Source organism: Alphaproteobacteria bacterium (assembly GCA_016699735.1).
Taxonomy (GTDB): domain Bacteria; phylum Pseudomonadota; class Alphaproteobacteria; order Micavibrionales; family Micavibrionaceae; genus JAGNKE01.
The window spans coordinates 2,082,289-2,105,999 of sequence record CP065008.1; the positions used below are offsets into that span (position 1 = coordinate 2,082,289).

At 52.5% G+C, this 23,711-nt stretch carries 21 protein-coding genes and 3 tRNA genes; 4 read left to right on the plus strand and 20 right to left on the minus strand.

Annotated elements, in window-relative coordinates; all coding sequences use genetic code 11:
* The first annotated feature begins 10 nt into the window (after positions 1–10).
* The 3 genes from leuB to IPN28_10360 are packed head-to-tail and all read left to right on the plus strand — an operon-like array spanning position 11 to position 2,406.
* A complete protein-coding gene (gene leuB, locus IPN28_10350; GenBank protein QQS56664.1) occupies positions 11–1,120 on the plus strand; it encodes a 3-isopropylmalate dehydrogenase in 1,110 nt (369 codons plus the stop codon).
* Entirely contained in the window at positions 1,117–1,602 is a 486-nt protein-coding gene (locus IPN28_10355; protein ID QQS56665.1) for a hypothetical protein, read from the plus strand. Before leuB ends, IPN28_10355 begins: the two co-directional genes overlap by 4 nt.
* A 42-nt stretch (positions 1,603–1,644) precedes the next feature.
* Positions 1,645–2,406: a slipin family protein gene (locus IPN28_10360; GenBank protein QQS56666.1), complete on the plus strand. Its 762-nt coding sequence runs from the start codon at positions 1,645–1,647 to the stop codon at positions 2,404–2,406.
* A gap of 78 nt (positions 2,407–2,484) precedes the next feature.
* On the opposite strand, the gene IPN28_10365 is transcribed toward IPN28_10360, so the two are convergent.
* The 19 genes from IPN28_10365 to IPN28_10455 form a co-directional block, all read right to left on the minus strand.
* The gene (locus IPN28_10365) at positions 2,485–3,210 is read right to left on the minus strand and encodes a prepilin-type N-terminal cleavage/methylation domain-containing protein (protein QQS56667.1); all 726 of its coding nucleotides are present in this window, start codon (positions 3,208–3,210) and stop codon (positions 2,485–2,487) included.
* A gap of 236 nt (positions 3,211–3,446) precedes the next feature.
* On the minus strand, positions 3,447–4,397 hold the full coding sequence (locus IPN28_10370) for a helix-turn-helix domain-containing protein (GenBank protein QQS56668.1): 951 nt from the start codon (positions 4,395–4,397) through the stop codon (positions 3,447–3,449).
* Positions 4,398–4,543: 146 nt separating this feature from the next.
* Positions 4,544–5,272 carry a hypothetical protein gene (locus tag IPN28_10375; GenBank protein ID QQS56669.1) on the minus strand — a complete coding sequence of 243 codons (729 nt, stop codon included), beginning with the start codon at positions 5,270–5,272 and terminating at the stop codon, positions 4,544–4,546.
* A gap of 10 nt (positions 5,273–5,282) precedes the next feature.
* Positions 5,283–6,041, minus strand: coding sequence for a hypothetical protein (locus tag IPN28_10380; GenBank protein ID QQS56670.1), 759 nt, complete (start codon positions 6,039–6,041; stop codon positions 5,283–5,285).
* A gap of 21 nt (positions 6,042–6,062) precedes the next feature.
* On the minus strand, positions 6,063–7,940 hold the full coding sequence (locus tag IPN28_10385; protein QQS58607.1) for a type II and III secretion system family protein: 1,878 nt from the start codon (positions 7,938–7,940) through the stop codon (positions 6,063–6,065).
* Positions 7,941–8,141: 201 nt separating this feature from the next.
* Positions 8,142–9,245, minus strand: coding sequence for a PilT/PilU family type 4a pilus ATPase (locus tag IPN28_10390; GenBank protein QQS58608.1), 1,104 nt, complete (start codon positions 9,243–9,245; stop codon positions 8,142–8,144).
* 32 nt (positions 9,246–9,277) lie between these two features.
* The gene (locus tag IPN28_10395; GenBank protein QQS56671.1) at positions 9,278–10,471 is read right to left on the minus strand and encodes a type IV pilus twitching motility protein PilT; all 1,194 of its coding nucleotides are present in this window, start codon (positions 10,469–10,471) and stop codon (positions 9,278–9,280) included.
* Between the two features lie 98 nt (positions 10,472–10,569).
* On the minus strand, positions 10,570–11,334 hold the full coding sequence (locus IPN28_10400) for a prepilin peptidase (protein ID QQS56672.1): 765 nt from the start codon (positions 11,332–11,334) through the stop codon (positions 10,570–10,572).
* 29 nt (positions 11,335–11,363) lie between these two features.
* Positions 11,364–12,374, minus strand: coding sequence for a tetratricopeptide repeat protein (locus IPN28_10405; GenBank protein QQS56673.1), 1,011 nt, complete (start codon positions 12,372–12,374; stop codon positions 11,364–11,366).
* A 77-nt stretch (positions 12,375–12,451) separates the two neighbouring features.
* Entirely contained in the window at positions 12,452–13,183 is a 732-nt protein-coding gene (locus IPN28_10410) for an ABC transporter ATP-binding protein (protein ID QQS56674.1), read from the minus strand.
* Between the two features lie 26 nt (positions 13,184–13,209).
* Positions 13,210–14,127 (minus strand): hypothetical protein, encoded by a 918-nt coding sequence (locus IPN28_10415; protein QQS56675.1) that lies wholly within the window; start codon positions 14,125–14,127, stop codon positions 13,210–13,212.
* Positions 14,128–14,150: 23 nt separating this feature from the next.
* Positions 14,151–14,792, minus strand: a complete 642-nt coding sequence (locus IPN28_10420) for a hypothetical protein (protein ID QQS56676.1) — start codon at positions 14,790–14,792, stop codon at positions 14,151–14,153.
* The gene (locus tag IPN28_10425; protein ID QQS56677.1) at positions 14,789–16,381 is read right to left on the minus strand and encodes a hypothetical protein; all 1,593 of its coding nucleotides are present in this window, start codon (positions 16,379–16,381) and stop codon (positions 14,789–14,791) included. The genes IPN28_10420 and IPN28_10425 overlap by 4 nt, the downstream gene beginning before the upstream one ends.
* A 33-nt stretch (positions 16,382–16,414) precedes the next feature.
* Positions 16,415–17,671, minus strand: a complete 1,257-nt coding sequence (locus IPN28_10430; protein ID QQS58609.1) for a type II secretion system F family protein — start codon at positions 17,669–17,671, stop codon at positions 16,415–16,417.
* A 92-nt stretch (positions 17,672–17,763) separates the two neighbouring features.
* Positions 17,764–19,713 (minus strand): Flp pilus assembly complex ATPase component TadA, encoded by a 1,950-nt coding sequence (gene tadA / locus IPN28_10435; GenBank protein ID QQS56678.1) that lies wholly within the window; start codon positions 19,711–19,713, stop codon positions 17,764–17,766.
* A gap of 279 nt (positions 19,714–19,992) precedes the next feature.
* On the minus strand, positions 19,993–21,105 hold the full coding sequence (locus IPN28_10440) for a glutamine synthetase beta-grasp domain-containing protein (protein ID QQS56679.1): 1,113 nt from the start codon (positions 21,103–21,105) through the stop codon (positions 19,993–19,995).
* 233 nt (positions 21,106–21,338) lie between these two features.
* Positions 21,339–21,415: transfer RNA gene (locus tag IPN28_10445), tRNA-Arg, on the minus strand.
* A 180-nt stretch (positions 21,416–21,595) separates the two neighbouring features.
* Positions 21,596–22,810, minus strand: a complete 1,215-nt coding sequence (locus IPN28_10450) for a hypothetical protein (GenBank protein QQS56680.1) — start codon at positions 22,808–22,810, stop codon at positions 21,596–21,598.
* A gap of 16 nt (positions 22,811–22,826) precedes the next feature.
* Positions 22,827–23,129: a hypothetical protein gene (locus IPN28_10455; GenBank protein QQS56681.1), complete on the minus strand. Its 303-nt coding sequence runs from the start codon at positions 23,127–23,129 to the stop codon at positions 22,827–22,829.
* Positions 23,130–23,417: 288 nt separating this feature from the next.
* On the opposite strand from IPN28_10455, the gene IPN28_10460 reads away from it, so the two are divergent.
* Positions 23,418–23,494: transfer RNA gene (locus tag IPN28_10460), tRNA-Arg, on the plus strand.
* 88 nt (positions 23,495–23,582) lie between these two features.
* Here IPN28_10460 and IPN28_10465 read toward each other — a convergent pair.
* Positions 23,583–23,659, minus strand: a tRNA-Ile gene (locus IPN28_10465).
* Between the last annotated feature and the right edge of the window lie 52 nt (positions 23,660–23,711).

The window sequence follows — 23,711 nt, forward strand, 5'->3', positions numbered from 1 at the left end:
AACAAAAACCATGACATTCAAACTCCACATCCTCCCCGGCGACGGCATCGGCCCCGAAGTGATGGCCGAGGTCGAAAAACTCGTCAAATGGCTAAACGCAAAAACGGATATAAAAATCAAAACCTCCCAAGGTCTCGTCGGCGGTGCCTCCATCGACGCGCACGGCAAACCGCTGACCAACGAAACGCTCGACGAATGTAAAAAATCCGATGCCGTCCTGCTCGGCGCGGTCGGCGGCCCGAAATGGGACAAGGTGGACTTCGCCATCCGCCCCGAAGCCGGCCTCCTTGGCCTCCGCAAAGAACTAAACCTCTTCGCCAATCTGCGCCCCGCCCTCGTTTTTGACGCACTCATCGACGCCTCGACCCTCAAGCCCGAGATCGTGCGCGGACTGGATATCCTCATCGTCCGTGAACTCACCGGCGGGGTCTATTTCGGCGAACCCAGAGGCATCGAAGACCTCGGCAACGGCAAGCGCCGGGGCGTGAACACGCAAGTCTACACGACCGACGAGATCCTCCGCGTCGGCCGCGTGGCCTTTGAACTCGCCCGCAAACGCCGGAACAAGGTCACCTCCTGCGAAAAGGCCAACGTCATGGAATCCGGCAAACTCTGGCGCGAGGAAATCACCAAGCTCCACGCCGCCGAATTCAAGGACGTAGAACTGGAGCATATGTACGCCGACAACTGCGCGATGCAGCTTCTGCGCCGCCCCTCGCAATTCGATGTGATCGTCACCGACAACCTCTTCGGCGATATCCTCTCCGACGAGGCCGCCATGCTCACCGGCTCGCTGGGGATGCTCCCCTCCGCGTCACTGGGCGTAAAAGGCTCCACCGCCCTCTACGAGCCCGTCCACGGCTCCGCCCCCGATATCGCGGGTCAGGGCAAAGCTAACCCTCTGGCCACAATCCTCAGCTTCGCCATGTGCCTGCGCTATTCGTTTAACCGCGGCGATCTGGCGGAAACCATAGAATCCGCCGTCCAGCACATCCTGAACGCCGGAATCCGCACCCCCGATATCATGGCCCCCGGCTGCAGGGAGGCCTCGACAGCGGGAATGGGAGATGCTTTAATAGCGCAACTCGATAAATCGGTCGCATTAAAGGGTGTTGCATGATTACGGTCATACTCGCGCTCCACTTTATGGGCTTCGTTTCAATGGAAACGACGGTGACCTTTCTGTATGTCATCGGCATCGCCATGATCGTCGCCGAAATCGGCGTGGTCTCTTTTGGCCTGCTGGCCTTTAACGGCCTTGTCGCCCTCTTTGCGGCCTACAGCCTTCAGGTTGGCGAAGTTCTGCTCTTCGGGATCCCTGTAGACTGGAACATCGTCTTCGGCATCGGCTTTGTGGAATTTGCCTGTATCGTCAGCGGTATCGCCATACACATCTGGCTCCGCAACCTGAAAACGGACACCGGCACCGAAGGTATGATCGGCGCAAAAGCCGTCATCCTCGAATGGACCGGCAAAAGGGGAAAAGTTCGCGTGGAAGGGGAAATCTGGAAAGCCTCCTCCTCCCATCGTCTGGACCTCGCGCCCAATGACGAAGTCACGATCGAAGCCGTTGAAAAACTGCAACTGATCGTCAGAGCATAGAAAATTTTTTTGACTTAATTTTATTGATAAGGAGCCCGCCCAATGACCTTTCTAGCCCCCGTCCTGGTGGTGATCATCATTCTGCTGATCGCCTCCATCCGCATCGTTCAGGAATATGAGCGCGGCGTGATCTATACGCTCGGCCGCTTCACCAGCACCCGCGGCCCCGGTGTGCAGATCATCGTCCCCGGCTTCCAACGTGTCCTTCTGGTCGATATGCGGATCAGAACCGAAGACATCCCCTCGCAGGACATCATCTCCCGCGACAACGTCTCGGTAAAGGTCAACGCCGTGGTATACTTCCGTGTGGTCGATCCCGGGTACGCCATCAACAAGGTCGAGGATTTCCAGATCGCCACCAGCCAGCTCGCGCAGACCACCCTGCGCTCGGTCCTCGGCAAACATGACCTCGATGATATGCTCGGCAAGCGCGACCAGTTGAACAAGGACATTCAGGAAATTCTCGATCATCAGACGGAGGGCTGGGGAATCAAGATCACGAACGTCGAAATCAAGAACGTCGATATCGACCCCACCATGATCCGCGCCATCGCCAAACAGGCCGAGGCCGAACGGGAACGCCGCGCCAAGATCATCAACGCCGAAGGGGAACTGCAAGCCGCCAAACAACTCGACGAGGCCGCGACCATCCTCGCCCAGCGCCCCGAAACCATGCAACTCCGCTACCTCGGGACCATGAGCGAATTCACGAACGCCAAGGGCAACACGATTGTTCTTCCCATTCCGCTCGATATGCTCGGCAGCCTGAAATCGATAGCCAATGCGGTAAAGCCAAAAACCTGAACGAAGTAAGCAGAACAAAAAAAGAGCCTGGCAAGCCAGGCTCTTTGTGTTTTCTGTATCTCAAGTCTAAGTCAAGAATTAACCCTGGATCCGGACAGCAAGGTTGCAAAGCTGGTCCTGGTCGTCTTCGTTGTAGTTGTTCGTATCGCGGCAGTTCGCCGTGGTTTCGGAAACAACTGCACCGGAGTTAGAACGACCATCGTCCATCTTGCGGTCAATCCGTGCGGCTTGCGATGCAGTCAGGATGCCCGTACCGTTAGCAGCGTCAGCAAGCTGACCGGTCAAAACGATATAGTGTCCCGGACGCATTTCAGTCGCCGTAAAGTTCGTTACCCCTGTGCTGGAGTGGCCGACCATGTAGCCACCACCGATCTCGGCAGTTGGAATAGCGGCTCCGAATTGAAGCGTGGCAGCGCCGTCAAAGCCGGTGACCAAGTCAGTCACACGCATATGGTTAAAGAAAAAAGCACCCTCGTCGGCCAAAGTAGGAGCGGCGCCAACGTTCACATCGATACGGGCATCCCCGTCGCCGTTGTTACAAGGGTTGGCCGCACAGTTAACCAAGCGGGTCGAAGCGTTCGCCATATCGCCGGGGAAAGCATCATACTGGTCCCGGAACGTGGAAGCGGCAGCCTCGATCCCCTTCATCTGGGCAACGGTAGCAGTCACCTGGGCGTTAGAGATCATTTCCTGCCCTTTCAGGATTCCCCCGATCAGCAGTCCAATAATAATCATAACAACCGCCAGTTCGACGAGCGTAAAGCCCTTTTCGCTCTGGACGGATTCGTGCATGTAAGTTTTCATCACTCTAGTCTCCTAAGTCGTGTAAAAGATGTAAATTTCTGTTTGAGATAAAGAAGAACGTGCCGAGCGGCACCACCGAATCATACACGGTCTTCCCCTATTCAAACAAGTCCCAATATCGTTAGCATTGCGGAAATCGTTAAAGAAAAGCTTAAAAAATCAGGCAAAAATTCTCATAAAAACAAAATGATAAGTCAGATAAGCGCAGGAAAACAAAAGAGCCATTTTTTTAAGATTCACTTAATCATGTTTTTTCGGTACTCGCTAGGGCTGATCCCCGCCAACTCCTTGAAAACCCTGTTAAAAGAGGGCAATGAGTTAAACCCGACCTCCTCGGCGACAGTTTTGATGTTTGCCTCAGTTTCAAGCAATAATCGCTTGGCATCATCGATCCGACGCTCGTTCAAAAGCTGAGGAAAGGATTTATTGAAAAATTGCCCGATAATTCGCGTGACTGTGGCCTCCGAAACCCCAAGTTCCTGCGCCAAATCGGACCGGGAGTAAGTGGCCTCGTGGTAAATTTTCTCTAACTCCAACAATTTGGCTATTTTATCAGCAAGCATCTGATCTTCAGAGGTAAGGCTTTCTTCTTTTTTCTTTGTAGAACTGACAAGAAGCGCCTGAGGATAAATACGGAAAAGGCTGGTTGTTACGAGATAAATGAATGAAAGCCCAATCAGGGTACGCACAACTGTGGTTTCTCTGGCTAAACCCTCTCCGGCGATATTCAGGCTTAAGGCGGCAAGAAGGAAAATATTCATAAAAATGATCGATAAAATAACCCAATAACGCTCCTTTCCGGCCTTTTGCTTCTGAAGTTCAGAAAAAATATCCCGGTGCAGCCAGACCATAAGCAAACTGGCCGCACCGGCTACAAGCCCTGTAACATCCAGCCAGTCCCATAGCACGAAGCACTCAAGAAAAACCTCGCAGTCTTTGGCTTGACTGGCCATAAACAATGAAAAAAACATCGCTGCCGGGACAAAAAGCAGAACAGCGTAGTCCGCAAGAGAAGGCATTTGGGTCGTCTGCGCCACCTGAATGATGACCAGCACACTCAGGGGCGGCCCCAGGAACCACGCACACCAGCGGATAAGATCATAATAAGGCGTAATTTCTCCAATGTATGACGCACCGAAATCCAGAAAAAAACCAACCCCAAGAACCAAAAAATACAGCAGGGGCAAAACAACCCGCGAAATGTTTCCCGCCCGGAACAACACATAAACAAGGATATAAACGCACTGAAAAACCCCAATCAGGGACAGCATCTCAGGAATCGTAAAGCGCAACTGATCCATGAAAGACAGATTACTCTCAGACCACGTTAATTTTAAGGGATATCTTTACAAAGCGGGTTTAAATCAGCCTCTGATTTTTCGAGTATCCGCTCACAGATATACCCACGCAGAAAATTGGACTCGTTCGGAGCCAGGTTTTTGGGATCGGTTTTCAGCATCTCCAGAAGCAGGGCATAGGCCGCCTCCTTCTTGCCTTGGGCGTTCATGATGAACGCGGGCATCTGCCGGGTCCAGTGAGGCATTTTCGGGTTATTGACCGCGGCTAGTTTTTGCGCCAAGCGAAGGGCAAGGTCATTATCGTTCATTTCAAACCGTGCCAGATAAACAGCATGGGCAAGAAAACGCCACTTCTCACCCTCCGTCCGGCTACCGACGCTCACAAGATAATCCAGAACAGGCTTGTACTTCTGTGGATCCTGAACCCCGCCAAAATAGAAAGCGGCCAAATAGGGGACATAGTTTGACTGAGGATCAAGAGAATCCTGAAGAAAAAACCATTTCACAAGCTCTTCGTAGTTATAGTCGCTGAGCGAGGTCGTCCGCCCGCCCGCATCTCCCATATTCTGAATCATGATCCCTACGGAACGATAGGAAAGCTGCGGATCACCCAGCCCATAGGCCGAGGCAAACCTTTGCTCGGGTGCAGGAGGAACATTCATCCACTTCGCCTGAACGCCCCGGGCGGAAAACCACAGCCCGATATTCGCAACGAGAGCAAGGAAAAGAAAGATTTTGACCGTATATTCATTCGAAAGGGTCATGTTTCAACCCCTAAAACTGCCTTTTGAGCAAATCCAGCAATCCGGCGAGAGTCACAAGGGCGCAGAACAGCAACCCCTGCAAAAATACAAACCCAAGCCCGATCCCCTCTCCCACGCCGTAAATCAGCCAGGACGTCTGCCCGAGCAGGTCTAGCCGCGGCGTCACCACCGAAACGAACTGCACGGCCATCGCCATCGGCCCGGTATCGACGATAAGATTCGAGTCGACGATCCCCAACAACTGCCCCATCATCCGACCCAGAACATAAAAGGCTAAGGTGGACATCGCCGCGCTGGTCGCACTGGACATATAAAACGAAAAGAACAGAGCCGTGTTGACCATGATGATATTCTCAGCCGCAATACTGGCAATCCACAAAACGTGCCCCGAGCCGAACAGATGCGGCCCGACCGCAAAAAGGCACAGACCGATACCAAGACTGAGGACCAGCGCAAGAATCGAAAAAGCCAAGGCATAAGAGTAAAGGAACGCCGGACGGCTGATCGGACGCGAAAGCAGGAACTCCACATCCTTCCCGTCAAAGGACCGTCGGACAAAGAATACGACAAAAAGGACCAGCCCCAGGACACCCGCCATACGCAACCCGCCGGCGGCAAAAACAAGGGCAAAGCGGTCTTTTTCAATCACCGCCGCCGATCCGACGAACACGGCGAGGCTGCACCCGAGAGCAAGAAGAACCAGAAGGGAAACAACAAGCTTGTCCCGCACTGCTCCCATGAGAACATATCTGACCAGCGGGAAAGACATAGGCCTGCCCCTCTGAACCAATCAAAGCTTGAACGGACGGCGGTCTCCCGAAAACGCCTTGTAGAGGTCACGGTCAACATCGTCGATGCTGTCTTCCGGCTGCTCAAGAATCGTTGCCTTCAGGAAAATGACCAACTCCGTCTTCTGGACCAAATCAGCTTTTTTTCTGAACAGGCTGCCGATAACGGGCGTTTCTCCAAGCACAGGCACCGATTCCTGATCGTTGACCGCTCTGTCCTGCAGCAAGCCACCCATAACGATCGGCTGCCCGGAACGCACCTTGACCACGGTATCGATCTCCTGAACGTTGAGTTCAGGAATTTCGGAGACAACACTTTCAGCACCGGGGATGGAAGCCGCAACGAAGCCGACGGCCGGATCGTCAACCGTATCCACAATGCGGGTAACGGTTGGACGCAACGCCAGGGAAATCGTCCCCCTCTCAAGATCAATGGAGGGAATGACATTGACAAGGACACCCTCGGGGACGCTCTTGATTTCTGAATCCACCTCAACAGTCGTAACCCCTTCATCGGTCGTCGAGTCGATATCGATTTCGAAATACACCTGGTTGGTCGCCACGTTCAGGACAGCGGATTGATTATTAACAACCGTCAACCGCGGACTGGCAAGAGCGCGGACAGTTCCAAACCCGGAGATCGCCTGAAGCAAAGCCTGAATATCATTCCCGACATACCCCAGAGTAACGTTAGCGGTCGTTCCGATTGCAGAGCCTGTAGCGGGTGTAAAAAAGCCGGAACCAGAAGAAAGGAGTGTATTGATCGAAGTCCTTCCCGCCTGATTCATGAACGCAAGAGATCCCTCTCCGCTGGAGAGGCCAAGAACGCCCCAATCGATCCCTGTGATATATTCATCGGACAGGTTGACTTCAAAAATCTTGGCTTCGATCAAGACCTGCGAGGAAACGGCCCGCCGCAAAATTGTCAGATATTCGGCAACTTCCTTATGCTGCTTTTCCGTAGCGAACACATTGATGATTCCAGCCTGCTTGTTCAGCGTGAATGTGGAGACCGGACCATCCTCATCATCCTTGCCGCCTCCTTGTGCACCGTCATCCACCGGAAGAGATTCAACTTTAAGGACAGCCTGCGGAGGCTGTACCTGCACTTCGCCCTTCTCACCCTCCTTGGGTGCAGGCGCCACAGCCTGCACCTCTGGATTCTGTTCAACGGCGGTAATCCGCGGATCAGCCTTCGTTTTCAAGCCGCCCGTCGTTCCGCCGCCCAGCATCTGGGTCATATTCAATTCAAGTTCCGCCCAGAAATCGGCCAGACTCTCGGATGAAGCGGTAAAAACGGACCCCGTATCGGCACCCTCGCCCGAAACCACCGAAACATTGGTACTGACCGAACTGGAGTTCTTCCGCATATAGCTCAGATAATCCATCTTGTAAGTTTTGTTGTATGGCGTATCCAACTCAACCCGGAGACTGTCATCTCTGAATTTGTATCGCAGACCGGCTATGTCCGAGATCTTCCCCACCACTTCGTCAAAAGGACGGTTACGCGCCGTAAAGATAATCGATCCCTTGATGTTGGGGTCAAGCTCGATATCATATTCCGCCTGCTCAGCCAATTCGAAAAGAATATCACGAACGGGAACCGATTGGTTCACGGCGACCGAAACCAGCGGCATCGGCTTGATTCCGGAAGCTTGTGTAGACATATAGGGTTGCAGGGCAGGTATCCCGCCCGATCCTTGCGCCGTTTTTTCATCATCGACATCGGGAAGCCGCTCCGAGAGTCCGTCGCGGAAATCCTGGATCTCCATGTTCGCCCCCCGGTCCGGCTTCTGGTAATTCGCCGCCAGATCGCAGGACGAAAGAAACAGCGCCGCGCCGAAACACAAAACCAGACTGCGGACGCCAGTACGACCCATCTTTATCATAGAACTCTTCCCTATACGCATTGACAATGAAATTCCCCGAAACCTTGGGTAAGAATAAAAAGCGCGAGTTACAGGCGCAGAACGCACCTGTTGATTCTCGTCCATTCACTACATCATATCGCCACAATCTGGGCAATAGCCCGTTGCAGTGGCAGGAAAAAAACCGCCTCACCTGTGTATAACTTTGGGGAATTAATCGCTGAAGGAGATCAGGGACGTATCGACCGCGTCCAGGGCGTTCTTGCTACCCTTGGAGCTATTGACCAGCTTGTACTGCTGGACCTTGATCTTCATATCCGAAGGTTTGTCGGAGTTTGAAATCGCCGTATCTTCGGTAATCAAGCCGTCCTGGAACAGCTTCATCAGGGACTGGTCGAAGGTACACATACCGATGGAATTATTCTGCTCCATGACATCGTGAATCTTTCCGATCTCGCCTTTAAGGATCAGTTCGCGGACCAACCCTTGATTGAGCATGACTTCAATCGCCGGCGCCATCCCCTTCCCCGTGCTGGGCAGCAGCCGCTGGGAAATGATCCCCTTGAGGTTCATGGAGAGATTGAGCCGGATTTGGTTATGATAATCCTCGGGAAACAGGTTCACGATCCGCTCGATCGCCTGATAGGAGTTGTTGGTGTGGATGGTGGCCAGACACAGATGCCCCGTTTCCGCGATTGACAACGCCTGCTCCATCACGGCGCGGTCGCGCACCTCCCCGACGAGGATCACGTCAGGCCGCTGCCGGAGGGAGTTTTTCATAGCCGTGGCAAAGGATTCAGTATCAACCCCGACCTCGCGTTGTGTGACAACACAGCCCTTATGCTCATGAAAAAATTCGATGGGATCTTCAATGGTGATGATATGCCCTTGGCTATTGCGGTTCCGCTGGTCGATCATCGCGGCCAATGTGGTAGATTTACCCGAGCCGGTCATCCCGGTTACCAGCAGCAGCCCGCGCTTTTCCATCGCCAGCGTCTCCAGGATTTTCGGTAAACGCAGATCGGCGAAGCTGGGGATTTCAGAAGTAATTCTGCGAATCACAAGCGCCGGAAACTGCCTTTGACGCATGACGTTGATCCGGTAGCGCCCATGCTGCCCCATATCGAGGGCAGTATTCAATTCCAGATGCGCCTCGAAATCCCGCTTCTGGCGGTTCGTCAGCATGGAGTTCAGGATATCGTTGATATCGTCAGGAGACAGAAGATCTTCAGAGAGCTTTATAAGAGATTTATCCCCGCGCAGCGTTGGCGGAAACCCGACCGTGAGGTACATATCCGCCGCACGGGTTTCGTTCATGGCACTCAGATATGAGAAAATAAGCGGTGCGGTCAAAACGAATACCCTTCTTCACCTGATTTTTCACCGGAACCTGTCCGGCCCGACGATTTCTTTTGCGGAACGATATCGTATTCCTGCTCCATCTCGTCATCGACAATCTTGCGTCCACCCAGAGCGCCGGCGGCGTAATTCTCATCCGGGCCTTCCTCGGCATCGGTACTCTTGAGCACGGCCCTGCGGGCCTCGTCCTTGCCGATGATCCCGGCCTCCAGAAGGCTTTTCACGGCGTCTTCCATCGTCACCATCCCGTAACGCGACCCGGTCTGCATCATGGAATACATTTGCGGAATCTGGTTCTCGCGAATCAGGTTTCGAACAGCGCTGGTACCCACCAGAATTTCATAAACGCCGACCCGGCCCCCGCCTTCAGCACGGCGTAAAAGGGTCTGGGCGATAACGCCCTGAATCGAACTGGCTAACATGGCCCTAACCATCTCCTTATCGCCGGACGGAAACACGTCGATGATACGGTCAATGGTCTTGGACGCAGAGTTCGCGTGCAGAGTCCCGAACACCAAGTGTCCGGTTTCTGCGGCGGTCAGGGCAAGGGAAATCGTTTCATGATCGCGCATCTCCCCCACCAGGATCACGTCCGGGTCTTCCCGCAGCGAGCTTTTCAGCGCACGCGCAAATGACCGTGTATCCGTGCCGACCTCGCGGTGGTTGATCAGAGATTTCTTGGATGTGTGAAAAAACTCCACGGGGTCTTCAATCGTCAGAATATGCTTGGCGTGGTGGAGGTTGATATGATTGATCATAGATGCAAGGGTCGTCGATTTACCGGACCCCGTCGGACCGGTAATCAGGATGATCCCCTTCTCCAATTCGGCAAAACGACGCATGACGGGCGGTAGGTCTAGCTGCTCCATCGTCGGAATTTCCGTGGGAATGGTCCGGAAAACGGCGGCAGCACCAAGGCGCGTCGTAAAGGCGTTCACCCGGAAACGCGCCTTCTCGCCCAAAGCGATGGCGAAGTCCAGTTCCATATTCTTTTCGTATTCTGCCCGCTGGTCTTCCGCCATGATCGAATAAAGCATCGTGCGGATATCATCGCTGCCCAAGGCATCGGACTTGACACGCTTCATCAGTCCGCTGACGCGGATGATCGGGGGGCTTCCGGCGCTCAAATGAAGGTCGGAGGCTTTATTTTGCATTGTGAACGCGAGTAGCTGTGTGAGATCCAAGGTTCTGCTCCCTGAGTGTGCGGTGTTGCCCCGTGATACTGTTTTAACGCAATTTTATAAAAGGAAAGTAAAGATAGGGCGGATTTTAGGAATATTATTCATTTAAGAATCGGTCCTTGCAACAAAAGAAGAGAAAATAAAGCAATGATTAACGGCGGACCGAACGGAAACTCTCTTTTTCTTATGACAATACGCCAGAACAAGGCCAGAAAAACGCCCGACGCGCCCGCGATGATGAAAAGCACAGGCATCCATTCGATCCCCAACCAGAAGCCTATAATGAAGAAAAGCTTAATGTCGCCCCAGCCGAGAGCCTCCCGGCCTCGGGCCATGGAGATGATATAACGCAGGGCAAGAGAAAGGACGACATAAAAAAAAGCAGCCAGAAGATAGGGTAAAAAAAGCTCGGCAAAAGTATGAAACTGTCCCGAAAACGAAAAATAGATGAGCCGCACCAAACCGAGAACAAAACAGACGAACAGCAGCTGATTGGGAAGAATCATTCGCTGAAAATCGATGACCGTAAGGGACACCAGAACGGGAACCAGAGCCATAAGAAATATCCCCTCCCCGCTTAGGCCAAAAAACCTGTAAACCACCAGACAGAGTGCCGCCACGAGAATTTCAATCAGAGGATAAATCGGCGAAACCATCGCCCCGCAATGGCGACACGCCCCCTTCGACAACAACCAGGAAAGAACCGGAATGAGATCCAAAAAACCAAGCTTGGCTTTACATTTCGTGCAGGCCGACCGCGCAGAAACCCAATCCTTCTTTCGAGGCACCCTGTAAACCAGCGCGGTGCTGAAACTCCCGAAAACCAGACCTAAAACAACGACTGCAAGGACATCGGGGATATTCATATAAGGTTACGCAAAAAAGGGTAAGGAACTCAGCGGATATTGGCCAGCCTCTCGTAAACGGCCTCGCGGGGAATGGAGCGCCCGGAGCCATAGATCGAATCAACCTCAAGAGCCTGCTCGTAATAGCTCACAGCCTGAGAGGTCTGCCCCGCCCGGTCGGTAATCACCGCCATATTATAAAGATGGTTGGCATTCTGAGGTTCCATACTGGCCGCCATGCCCAAATGCTTGAGGGCGGATTCAAAATCCCCGACACTGGCTTCGGTCACGGCAAGCTGTGCAACAATACCCGCATGGCTGGGATGCTCCTCGCGCAAATCCACAAGCCGCCGCAAAGCGATAGCCGGATACTTCGTGGAGAGAAGACCAAGCATATTAACCTTGACGTCGATATTCCGGGAATCGAGCGTAGAAAGTTCCTCGTACATCCGCATCGCATCCTCAAAATGCCCAAGATTCTGCAGCGCCACGGCGCGACCCATAAGAACCCTTGGATCACGCTTATTCTTGACATACAGACTATCGAACATCTCCAGCGCTGAATCATAAAGCCCGAGGGACATCGCCCGCTCGGCAGAAACCAGTTGGGCCGTGGTACTGTCTTGTCCGGCATTCTTACGGACAGTGATTAGCTTTGACGCAGGCTGCAAACTCGGATTGACACGCTTTGGCCCCTGCTTGCTCATTTCCCCCTGGGGAACCAGCTGTTCAGCATCAAAAAACGCATCAGGATCAGCTTCCAGATCAACGCCGGAATGAACTGCCGAAGGCCCGGAAATGGCTGCGGCCTCATCCTCGGGACTCGCCTCAGGTAAAATCACATTTTCGCCCTGAACCGCCGCATCAACAGGAGGCTGAGCGCCGGGATCCGGCGAGGCCAGCCCTGCTTCCGAGGGGATGCTCTCCCCGTCATCGACAACAACCGAAACATCCTGCCCATAGGCGCTTGGGGAATAAAGAGTGCTAAGACCTGAAGAGGCAACGACAAGCGCAACCAGCGAAACTTTCAGGGGGCGAGAAGAGAAACGCAACTTTTTCATAAGCAAAACTCTGGGGAAAACGCATAACGGTTGGAAAAATTAAGGACAAGCCGGACACTGGCTTGATTCGGATGATATCACGCAGCTTTCCTTTTCTCAACATAATCAAGAAAGGCCTGCTCAAGATTTTGCGCTTTCGTCTGCACTTTCATCTCTTGCGGTGTCCCGACGAAAAGGATTTTGGAATCATGCAGGACGGCCACACGATCACAGATCTCATCCATATCAGAAAGAATATGGGAACTCAAAAAGATGGTACGGTCCTTGTGCTTTATATCCGTAATCATTTTTTTGACCAGCGCCCGCGCCCGCGGATCAAGCCCGCTCATCGGCTCATCCAGAATGAACAGTGAGCATTCCGTAAGCAATGTCCCCAGAATCCCGAGCTTCTGGCGCATCCCCTTGGAATAGGTGTTCATTTTCCGCCTCAACGCTTTGGGATCAAGGGCAAGCCCCTCCGTAGCCTCAAGAATAGCCTGATCGCTCATCGTGCGGTTATAGAGGCTAAGGCAAAAATGAAGAAACTCCATTCCCGTCAAAAACCACGGCGGCTCGAATTTCTCAGGCAAATAGGCCAGCATAGCCTTGCTTTCGTTATCCGACTTGTCCTTACCGTTGATCAGAATTTCGCCGGAATCCTGCTCACGCAGACCCAAAATGCACTTGATGGCTGTCGTCTTCCCCGCACCGTTAAGCCCCATCAGACCAAAGGTTTCCCCCCTGCGGATATCAAGATCGATGGCGTCAAGAACCTTTGTGCCCGAAAAGGAAACACACAACCCTCGAATATCAAGAGAATGTTCGGTCATAAGAAATCCACAGGGTCCAAAAACCGCTAGCCAGGCAAGAAAATCCGCATATCGAGGTTAAATCGCTGATGTGCCCTTAAACGGATGGGAAAAACCTGATTGGTATGTTCGTCCAGCCATTTGACTTCGATGTACTCCTTAAAGACACGCAGATCGATAACTTCCTTGGGAATCGCGCTCGGCGTCACGCGCATCCCGTTAATCCAGATCGTCCAGTCATCTGCGGAGACAAAGACGATACCGTCAAGAATCAAATCCCGCTCACCAGGCTTCTTTTCCTCGTCTTTATCGAGGTGCTTCAGTTCAGACTCCGTGGGTGGACGGGCTCTTCCTCTGGACTTCTTGGCATCAACAATCGCTTCATGCTGCCAGTAGGTGAAAAAAAGCGATCGTATCTTCTCGGGCTTGAACGGCGAACGGTCATCTTCTGCAATTTTCTGCTTGACGGAGTCAGGCGTGGGGGACTCAGGTTTCCCCTTCCGCTCCAGCATTTTATCAAATCCCTCATCGGTACTGGCTTGCGCCGGCTTTGCAGCAGTTTCTTCAGGGCTAACGGCAATATCGATCCCCGGAAGGTCCGCAGCCGACCCGCCGCCGGAATCTTTTACTGGCTGAGGCGGCATACCTGAAACCTGCTCGTTTTCTGCGGGCTGAGTCAGATTTTCCTCAGGCAAAGCCGGAGCCTGTTCAAGGGAAATATCATGAGTGAGGGGAGGAGCAGCCTGAGAAACAACAGGCTCGGGCAAAGGCTGATCAGCTTGCGGCTCCTCAATGCCTTCAAGCCCAAGATCATCGGAACCGCCCGTCACACTGGCTTCTTGCTCCTGTGCAAAAACGAAGCTGCCCAAAGCCATTCCCGTCAAAAGAGTACCGCAAAAAACAGCACCTGCAACCAACCTTCTGATGTAAGGCAGGGAAACTTTTCGGTGAAGAGAATTTTTCATGTTCGTATCTTTTTGCATGAAAACTACTGCTGCTCCTCAACAATAATTTGCGAATCCGGAATCATGGTCCGCCAGGACATTTTGATGGTCGCCTTGACGAGAACAGGGTTTTGACCCGTGGCAATGGAGCGTAATACAGGCCCGGAAATGTCCGTAACACGACTCATCGACATCTGATCCACACTGAGATGCCCAGGAAACTTCTGCTCAAGAATAAAGAGATAATTATATATATCCGCATCGTCAAACGCCTCCACAGTAATACCGATGGGACTCGCCAAAAGCTTGTAATTCGACTTCTTGGCCTCCTCGTTTTCCTCGATAATGCCGGGATTGATCGCGGCAACGGACGAAACAACGCGGGATTCAAGCTGAATGTCTCTGAACAGTTTTCGCGCAACGCTGCGGACCTGTGTTTTAAAAAAACCGTCCTCCTTGAGCGCATCAAACTTGTCCTGCTGCTGCCCGAGCTGCTCAAACTCAATTTGCATCCGATCAAAATCGGCCTGCTTGGTTTGGTTTTCACCACGGAGCGTACGAAGCCTTTTTTCGGTCTCAGATTCTTGAGGAATAAGATAAAAATAAGTGGCCGCAGCCAGTAAAACGTTGACGCCTAACAAAACCGCAAGAAGCAGCAATCTCTTTGCACCGATAACCTTGATCATATTTGAAGCTCCGGCCCCTCAATTTTGATTTCGGCGACAAAATCGGCCGACTTGATTTCCTTGGCAGCATCGCCAGTCTGGACGACGATGGAATCAACATACTCATAATCTTCCAGCTTCTTTGTAACCTTCACGATATGGTCGGGCAAAACGGTCTGAAGGCGGGTTTGCAAATCCTGAACCTCCTTATTGCCCTTCTCTGGATCGGTTGTACTCGGAAAAGTCATGCGGACAACAGCCCGGAAAAGCGGCGCCCTAGGTTTTTCTGCAGCCCATTGATCGATAATACCGGCCTGCGCTCTCTCGATCTCGATCACATCAAAACGCAACTCCGTCCCCATGGAAACACCGATGCGATAAAAAAGCTCGAGAACCTTAATCCTCTTGAGTTCAAGCTGGTTATGTACGGCCAAAGCACTCTGGATAAGAGTGATATCAAACCCTAAATCCTCCTTGCGCTTGATTTCCTTGGATAACTTAAGATCGAGCTGCGCTTTCTTGGATTCTTCATCGTCGATCTGCTCTTGATTTTCACTCACAGTACCGTAGGAATTAAACAGCTGATACCCCTGAAACAACCCAACAAGCAAAAGCAGAGCAGAAGCGGCAACGGCGATTTGCCGGGGACGCGAGACCTTCTCGATCTCCTTGGCCTTCATGGGGAGGGTAAACGAAGCCTTCCGCCCCGACCAGGCAATATGAAGGACATCGGCATAACCCAGATGATCCTGCCGCCCCAGCGACATCCCCAGAAGCTGCGCGGCATCCTGACTCGTGAGATTATAATAATGGCAAGGCGTATCAATAGCCTCCTCCATCATCTCGCCCACGGCAGGATTCGAAATAAGAATGACATTCAGCCCATCGGAAACATCGTAACCAAAGCGCCCCAGATAACTCATCGTTGCCCTGAATTCCTGGGAAACATCAGCCACCCATTTCGCGGGATCGTCATCGCTCTCAACGATCGGCGTCATACGGGTCAGGGCCAACTCACCGTTCTTAACGACAACCTGACGCAAACCTCCGCTCTGGTGCTGCCCGATAAAAACGGTCCATTTGGACTTGTCTTTGCCTTTGGTCAGCTTCTTAGCGAGAATCTTGACCATCCCCGCAGCCTCAACGGGAAGAAGGCAGAAACCAGCAATAGGCGCAAGCGAACGCCGCGCAGCGCCCATCGTTTTCTTGAACGGGTCGGTATCAGGGACAGCCGCAAAAATATACACACTGCCGGGAAGGGCTTTATCCCCTTTCCCGGTCTTCTCCTTGAGAGGAAGCGCCGCCCGTACCGGATAGTTCGGAAAGGCGACCATAAGCTTGCGCTGCAGGACATTCGCCTTGTCCATAACGCTGACTTTAGGAATCCGCTCTTTGCGGTAATGTTGCTCAACCATGTCGTTGAGAATCAGCACAGGCTTACCGCCGCACTCCTTGGAGACGACAGCAGCAACATTGGCCTCAAAATTATCGACAGCCCAAGGCACGGTATCCACAAGCCGGACACCCCTGGCGGTCACGCTGAAAATAAGAAGCGCATCATCGGTAATCAGAAGAACAGTCCGCGACGGCGCTAAAAAAGACAGAGACATTCTCAGTTACTCAAAAAAGAGAAGGACAGGATCCTACTGAATCTTATCCATCATATTGCCAAGGTTCATATAGATCGGCCCGAGCGAGCCAGCGGCAATCCAGACGATCACCAACGCCAGTATACACGTTAATGTTGGCTGAATCAGCTCAATTAATCCGTCAATCGCTTCATCCACATCTTTTGTGTAGAAGGCCGAAACCTGATCGAGAACCTCACCAAGCTTACCGGATTCCTCACCGATTTTGACCATGCGGATAACCATACTGGGAAACTCACCGGAAGCGTTAAAAGCGTCAGAAAGCGGGCTTCCAGACTTAACATAATTTTCAACCCCCTCCATGGCATCAAGAAGGACAAGATTATTGACGGTGTTTCTGGCCGACTTCAAGGCGTTGATAACATCAATCCCGCTGGTAAAAAGGGCGGCAAAAGTCTGAGAGTACCGGGCAATGGTAATTTTCCGGATCAACGGCCCGGCGACAGGCATATTGAGATAGAGAGAATCCACCCTGTAGGCCACCTCATCGGACATCCGCCGCATCATAATAAAAATTGTGGCCAGAATAACCGGAACGGCAATGACAATATAAGCGCCATAGATAGGAAGCCCCAAAATCTCGAATTGGGGATTAACGAAGAAACTCGACGTATTGATCAACCAAACGGAATACCAGGGCAGTTCAATATCAAGATACTTCAGGAAGCCCACAATTTGTGGAACGACATAACTCATCATGAAAATAATCGTGAAAAGCACGACAAAGGTCACGATGATCGGATAACGCGTCGCCTTCTTGATTTTGGACTGCATCTCGTCCACCCATTTAAGGAACTTCTCCAACTGGGAATAGGACGAGGTTAAATCGCCGGTGTCTTCGCCAGCCTTAATAAGGGAGATATACAAAGGCTTGAAGATTTTTGGATGCTTGGCCATCGCCTCGGAGAGCGAAGCGCCGTCACGCACGTCCCTGTGAATCTCGCTGAGCATATCGCGGAGCATATCGTTACTGGTCGCATCGCGGATATCCGCCAGCGCATCAAGCATAGGAACACCGGCTCCCTGCATCTGCTGCATGGCTATAAAAAACTGGATGAGATCGCGAACCTTGACCTTGTTGAAAGAAATGCCGGGAATTTTGGTCTTTTTTTCGGTCAGGGAGGCACATTGCACCAACTCCAGACCGGCGGTCTGAAGCTGGTTGTAAAGATCGACCTCGCTGCGCGCTGACAACGAGCCGCGGACTTGCCGACCCTTGGAGTTGATCGCTCTGTATTTATAGCGTTCTATGGCTCTGCCCCATCAGTAAAGACATGTCTGAATATGCAGGAAAAAGGTTTACAGAAGGTGAAACTTTGAGAGGTGGTATAGTTAAGAAAGGGTTACTTGGTCATATCGACAACGTCCGCTAGGGCGGCGATGCTTGTCTGACCTTCCATGATCTTGAGAATGCCATCGTCTTTCATACTTTTGAAGCCTTTTTTAACGGCCACGGTTTTTAATTCAGCCTTAGATTGACCGCGGGCAAGCACCTCATCAAGCTCCTCGTCGAACAGCAGGATTTCAACAACCGCCACGCGGCCCTTATACCCCTTCCCTTTGCAGACCTCGCACCCTTCGGGGCTGGCCGTATAAATAACCGTCTGATCCTCCGGTGCCATTTTCAGAATCCGCCGCTCCTCCTCTGTCGGCGTATACTCGACCTTGCAGGTTTGACACAGCCGCCGCGCCAGACGCTGGGCAAATACGGCGATAATAGCCCCCGCCAGCATCCCCGGCTTCATGCCGAGATCGATAAGCCGCGGAATAGCGCCGAATGAATCGTTGGTATGAAGCGACGTATAGACCTGATGCCCGGTCATCGCGGCCTTCAGGGCCATTTCCGCCGTCGTCTGGTCCCGGATTTCCCCGATGAAGATGATATCAGGATCCTGGCGCAGCAGGGCTTTAATCCCATCGGCAAACTCCAGAAATCCCTCACGGACAGGCGTCTGCCTGATCATCGGTAAGGAATATTCGACAGGATCCTCAAGAGTCTGGATATTGACCTCAACATCGTTGATTTCATTGAGCATCGAATAAAGAGAGGTCGTCTTCCCGCTCCCCGTCGGGCCGGTGACGATGATAATCCCCTCCGGGCGGGACGTAGCGATCTTGATCTTTCGCTTGTTCTCCTCGCTGAACCCGAGGGCGCTGAGCGGCATAATGCTCGCGCTCTTATCCAAAACCCGCAAAACGATGTTTTCCCCGAAAACCGTCGGCAGAGAAGAAACGCGGAAATCCGCCTCGCGCCCCCCGACATTCAGCCCAAAACGCCCATCTTGTGGCGAGAGCTTATCGGCAATATTCATATCGCAGAGAATCTTAAGGCGCTGCGATATCCCGTTCCAGTGCTGCTTATGCAAAATCTGCGCGGTAAACAAAACCCCGTCCAAACGGTAACGCAGACGAACGAAGTTTTCCTCAGGTTCAAAGTGAAGGTCGGAAGCGCCGATCTTCACGGCCTCGAAGACCAGCGCGTTGACCAGCCGCACAATCGGATGGGAAAAGGCCTCCGCCCCGGAAAGACTGGCAACATCTTTCTGGGCCTTTCCCTCCTCCAACTCCTGTAGAATATCCTTGATCGAACTGGCATAACCATAAGAAGCATCAATAGCCTCTGACAGTACGCCCGCCGTAGTGACATGAGGCTTGATCTGACGCCCTTTGGGCAAAAAACGGCGCAAGGTATCAAGGGCAACGACGTCGTAAGGGTCCGCCATGGCCACATGAACATATTGATCGTCAATGGAAATCGGCAAAAGCTGATGCTTGATCGCTAGAGATTTCTCGATCAGCGCCAGCGCATCCCCATCAACAATGGTTGAGCGCGGATCGAAAATGCCGAAACCAGAAGTCTCGGCCAGAAACATCGTAAGCGTTTCCTCATCGATAAAACCAAGTTCGACAAGAATTTCACCCAGCATCTTATTGGTGATTTTCTTTTCCTGCAGGGCGACGTTGAGCTGGTCGGCTGTAATAAGCCCCATCTCCACCATCCGCTCACCCATTCTCTTTTTCGCGGCGCCGGGATCATGCCCCCCCTCGCTGGATGCTTCACCAGAGAAAGATTGCAGACCGCCTTTCCCGCCCGAAATAGCCTTCCCTTTCGGCTCTTCCTGCTTTTTCTTTGGGAAAAACGGGGCCGGGACATTCAGGAAACTTCCCTTTGATGGCGCTGGCCTTTCAGGCGCAGGCGCACTGCTGTCCACGAAAAACCCCTCCTCAACGACGAAGTCGATGACTTCCTCGTTATCGGGCGCGGGCGTTTTTTTGTTAGGGTCTTCTGCCATAGTGTCTAGCGTATAATTCCAAGGATACCGAGCAACCTTTCAGAAAATGTCTCTAGTAAAGCAACACAAGTCCGTTCACCCACTTGAAAAAGCACGAGAACGCAACCAAAACCTTTATAAAGAACACTCCAAAATGAATCAGGAACGCAGAAACTCGCGGTCACGAGGGATACATATAAATATAGCCATACGCAGCCAGTGACAACAGCCAAGTGATGAAAACAAAAAAAGACGCCCGTAAAAATTACGGGCGTCCTTAATAATTTCAGCTAAAGACCGTTATTCGGCGGCAATCGCGATTTTGGCATCCTTGCGCGGCCACGAGGTAAAGGTCATGACCTTCTCGTCAACACCGCAGACCGTAGCGCACAGGCGCGCCGCGACCAGATACGGATCGGCATTGGCACCCGGACGGCGGTCTTCGAAGTAACCATAACCTTTGAGCGCAACCGGCTTGGGAATTCGGATCGAACAACCCCGGTCCGCATCGCCGACGCGGAACGTATTGATGTCGCAAGTTTCATGCCGCCCGGTGAGACGGTCGTGGTTCCCTGCGCCGTAAACGGCGATATGCTCAAAATGCTTCCGAGACAGAGCATCGGTCGCCGCCTTGATCGCCGCACGGCCTTTCTTCGGGTCGCGGGTATCCTTGGTCGAGAAGTTGGTGTGCATCCCGGCCCCGTTCCAGTCGCCCTTGACGGGCTTCACATCGAACGTCACCATCACGCCGTGATCCTCGGCAACGCGGCACAACAGCCAGCGGCCCACCCAGACCTGGTCGGCCATGTCGATCGCATTCGCGGTTTCAGAGGCATCGCCGCGGAAACCGATCTGGAACTCCCACTGGCCGGGCATCACTTCGGCATTGATCCCGTAGAACATCAGTCCGGCATCAAGACACAGCGCAGCATGATCCTCCACGACCTCGCGCCCGAACACCTCGTCGGCGCCGACGCCGCAGTAATATGGACCCTGCGGCCGTGGGAAACCGTATTCCGGCCAACCCAGAGGCTGACGCCCGCGGAAGAAGGTATATTCCTGCTCATAACCGCACCAGGGTTCCTGCTTGGCGGCACCGGCATCCAGAACGGCACGCAACTGGGCGCGGGAATTGGATTCATGCGGCGTCTCGTCGGGGTTGAAAACCTCGCACATGACAAGGAAACTCCCTTCCCCGCGGATAGGATCGGGGAAAAAACTCACGGGCTTGAGGATACAGTCCGAATCATGGCCATGCGCCTGATTCGTCGACGATCCGTCAAAGCTCCACTCGGGGAAATCCGAAACCTTGGGATTGGCCCCGACCTTGACGGTCCGTGCCTTCGAGCGCAGATTGCGCGTCGGCAGCGACCCATCAATCCATATGTATTCTGCAAGTCCGAATTTAGACATGAAATTCCTCCTGATGTTTATTATATAGTGCGTTGCAGCAAATACTTAACATTTTCACGAGGAAATGCAACGGTTTTTAAGGGTTTTTTTTGGGAAAAAGACCAACAATCAATCCCCGCAGTTATGCACAACGGGCGAACTACATATCCGCGACAGGATCGGCTCCTCCTCATAGGTTTCATCGACCACTTCCCACCAATGCGACAAAAAACAATGACAGAATACCCCTCAACTGGCGTCCCCGGCGGGATTTGAACCCACGACCTCAGGATTAGGAATCCTGCGCTCTATCCTGCTGAGCTACGGGGACAGGCCGAATTTATTGTCTAGCAGGAAATAAGTCCTCAGGAAATCAGGTTTTACAGAGGTCAAAACATACAAGCACATTCCTCATATTTCGTATTAAGCCCTGCTAAACTTCCTGAAAAAACAAACCACCATCAAAATAATATTGGGGGTGATGTCACAGTGAACAACCGTTGCTCCTATACTAAATCTCAGGAGTATGATGCTCGTTCGCGGCGTTCGAAGAACTTTGATGGCTGGCCCCGTCGCGTCCCGCGAGGCTTGCAAGCCTATGTCCGGTTTCCGCACGGTGGGTCCGCAAGATCGCATCGATTTCCGCATACCTCTCGGCGAAGAATTTGAACGGACCCGATGCCGCGCTGGCACTGGAGAAGTTGACGAACGCCCAGCCCGGATCGCCATGAACACCGTTCCATATCCCCTGCCCGATTGAGGCGCCGATAAAAATCCCCTGAATGACGGTCAAGTGCATAAACTTCAGTCTGTCCTTGAGCAAATCCTGATACTGCTCGTCGATATGCAGGCTTTCCTCAAGCAGGCTGGGCTGAAAGTCTTCGATATTCTCGACTTCTATCCCCTTCAACACGACGCGGGTCAGGTCGATCGGCCGATCTTCAGGCTCCTTGCCTCCAAAAAGTCCCTTCTTGTGATCATGCTGGACTTCGTTGCTCCCAGTCGCCCTTATATGCGCCAGCCGCCACGACACGCGCAACGCATTCGCCGTGGCCTTGAAAATCCCCACAATCCCGGTGGGGTTGCGCCAATAAGCGTTGACGAAACTTTCCTTGAGGGCATGGCTCGTCGTCTGGCCGAACTGAACCAGACGGTCGGCGATCTTTTTCGCGGTGCCGACATCCGTCTGGGCGACACGATCGCCGATTTCATAAACTTTCATGAGCGACAGCGTCCGCCCGCAGGTCTGGCCATTCAATTCGATATTCGGAACCTGCTCCAGTTCCAGACCGGCCTTATGGAGAACATTCCTGTCCTTCGTGCGCTTGTATTCATCCAGCAGTTTGAGGGCATTGATCAACCGCCCCTCGGTCTTCGTGCCGTCCTTGTGAATCTGGGTCAGAAGATAAACCGCAGCAGTCGCCGAAATGTAGGCGAACGGGCTTTCCGCCAGAGCTGCAGGAGATTGTTCCAGAAACGCATGAACTGCACCTTTTCCAATCTCGACAAAGGAGGCCGCATCGGAAACTGCCTCGTCGGCAAACTCCTGCCCGGTGCGTTTCTTCTGGTCATCCGCATGAATGATCGCCCCGGCCAGTGCCTTAAGCGGCGAAAGATCATGCTCATCGACGTCATGCCCGACCGGAATCCACGCCAGCGACTCCGAACGCTGTTGCGGATTATCATCGAATGTCTGCTTATCGTGGCCGGAGGGCATAAGTGTCAAACCTCAAAAAATACTCTTATATGTCAAGACTTCCCTGCTCGGGATCCTGGCCACCATAAAGCATATGGAGATCCTTACGCTCTTCCTCGGGAATCGGCCCTGGTCCAGACTTCGTGACCTTGCCGTTAAAAGCCTCGATAAGTCTCATTAAATTCAGGGTCGTTCCACGGTGCGTATTATCTTTGACGGCCTGAATAATTGCCGCGTGTTGCTCAGGAGGAGCGGAGATAATAGCCCACCCTTTTTGATTGTTAGACTCGAAGGGCACATAAGCAAACGGAATACTATCCGGCTGATCGGATTCGACTTTGGCGTGCATGGTGAAAAACCCTCTATGTTATCGCCCGGTGAGTATAACAGCCTTTGGCGGCTGTCACTCTTATAATTCTTGCGGCAGAGTTTTAACCAAAAACCCCAGAAAAATCAAGATTTCCGGCAAACTCTCCCCTCCCCCTAATATTGCCATAACCTGCCCAATAAAGGCAAAAACTAATTTTTTACAGTCATTTCAGTCTTTTGGGGCAAATAAGCTCGAAAGATTCAGAAACTCTTGAAATTCCAAAATGTTTCGAGTAGTGTCCGCTTTCATTTCCGGTTTTTATCCTGCGCACCCGTAGCTCAGCTGGATAGAGCGTCTGACTACGGATCAGAAGGTCGGGAGTTCGAATCTTCCCGGGTGCGCCATTTCATAGTTACCAGCTTTAATCTGCTGTAAAACCGCAAAAGGCTGCGTGATTGCGGTCCAAAGATTTAATACAGGGCAATCAGAAACTGGTGGGCCCGCCAGGACTTGAACCTGGGACCAATCCGTTATGAGCGGACTGCTCTAACCAACTGAGCTACAGGCCCGCAAGGGCTAAATTTATGCTTATAATAGTTCTGCCCGCAGAGATAAAGGCTT

What these genes read in the sequence shown, in the direction of transcription:
- IPN28_10420 (QQS56676.1), bottom strand. Translation starts at nt 14,792, where the DNA reads ATGATCAAGGTTATCGGTGCAAAGAGATTGCTGCTTCTTGCGGTTTTG.
- IPN28_10375 (QQS56669.1), bottom strand. Translation starts at nt 5,272, where the DNA reads ATGACCCTTTCGAATGAATATACGGTCAAAATCTTTCTTTTCCTTGCT.
- IPN28_10360 (QQS56666.1), top strand. Translation starts at nt 1,645, where the DNA reads ATGACCTTTCTAGCCCCCGTCCTGGTGGTGATCATCATTCTGCTGATC.
- IPN28_10355 (QQS56665.1), top strand. Translation starts at nt 1,117, where the DNA reads ATGATTACGGTCATACTCGCGCTCCACTTTATGGGCTTCGTTTCAATG.
- IPN28_10415 (QQS56675.1), bottom strand. Translation starts at nt 14,127, where the DNA reads ATGAAAAATTCTCTTCACCGAAAAGTTTCCCTGCCTTACATCAGAAGG.
- IPN28_10455 (QQS56681.1), bottom strand. Translation starts at nt 23,129, where the DNA reads ATGCACGCCAAAGTCGAATCCGATCAGCCGGATAGTATTCCGTTTGCT.
- IPN28_10410 (QQS56674.1), bottom strand. Translation starts at nt 13,183, where the DNA reads ATGACCGAACATTCTCTTGATATTCGAGGGTTGTGTGTTTCCTTTTCG.
- IPN28_10400 (QQS56672.1), bottom strand. Translation starts at nt 11,334, where the DNA reads ATGAATATCCCCGATGTCCTTGCAGTCGTTGTTTTAGGTCTGGTTTTC.
- IPN28_10405 (QQS56673.1), bottom strand. Translation starts at nt 12,374, where the DNA reads ATGAAAAAGTTGCGTTTCTCTTCTCGCCCCCTGAAAGTTTCGCTGGTT.
- IPN28_10440 (QQS56679.1), bottom strand. Translation starts at nt 21,105, where the DNA reads ATGTCTAAATTCGGACTTGCAGAATACATATGGATTGATGGGTCGCTG.
- IPN28_10390 (QQS58608.1), bottom strand. Translation starts at nt 9,245, where the DNA reads ATGAACGAAACCCGTGCGGCGGATATGTACCTCACGGTCGGGTTTCCG.
- tadA (QQS56678.1), bottom strand. Translation starts at nt 19,713, where the DNA reads ATGGCAGAAGACCCTAACAAAAAAACGCCCGCGCCCGATAACGAGGAA.
- IPN28_10380 (QQS56670.1), bottom strand. Translation starts at nt 6,041, where the DNA reads ATGTCTTTCCCGCTGGTCAGATATGTTCTCATGGGAGCAGTGCGGGAC.
- leuB (QQS56664.1), top strand. Translation starts at nt 11, where the DNA reads ATGACATTCAAACTCCACATCCTCCCCGGCGACGGCATCGGCCCCGAA.
- IPN28_10365 (QQS56667.1), bottom strand. Translation starts at nt 3,210, where the DNA reads ATGAAAACTTACATGCACGAATCCGTCCAGAGCGAAAAGGGCTTTACG.
- IPN28_10425 (QQS56677.1), bottom strand. Translation starts at nt 16,381, where the DNA reads ATGTCTCTGTCTTTTTTAGCGCCGTCGCGGACTGTTCTTCTGATTACC.
- IPN28_10385 (QQS58607.1), bottom strand. Translation starts at nt 7,940, where the DNA reads ATGGGTCGTACTGGCGTCCGCAGTCTGGTTTTGTGTTTCGGCGCGGCG.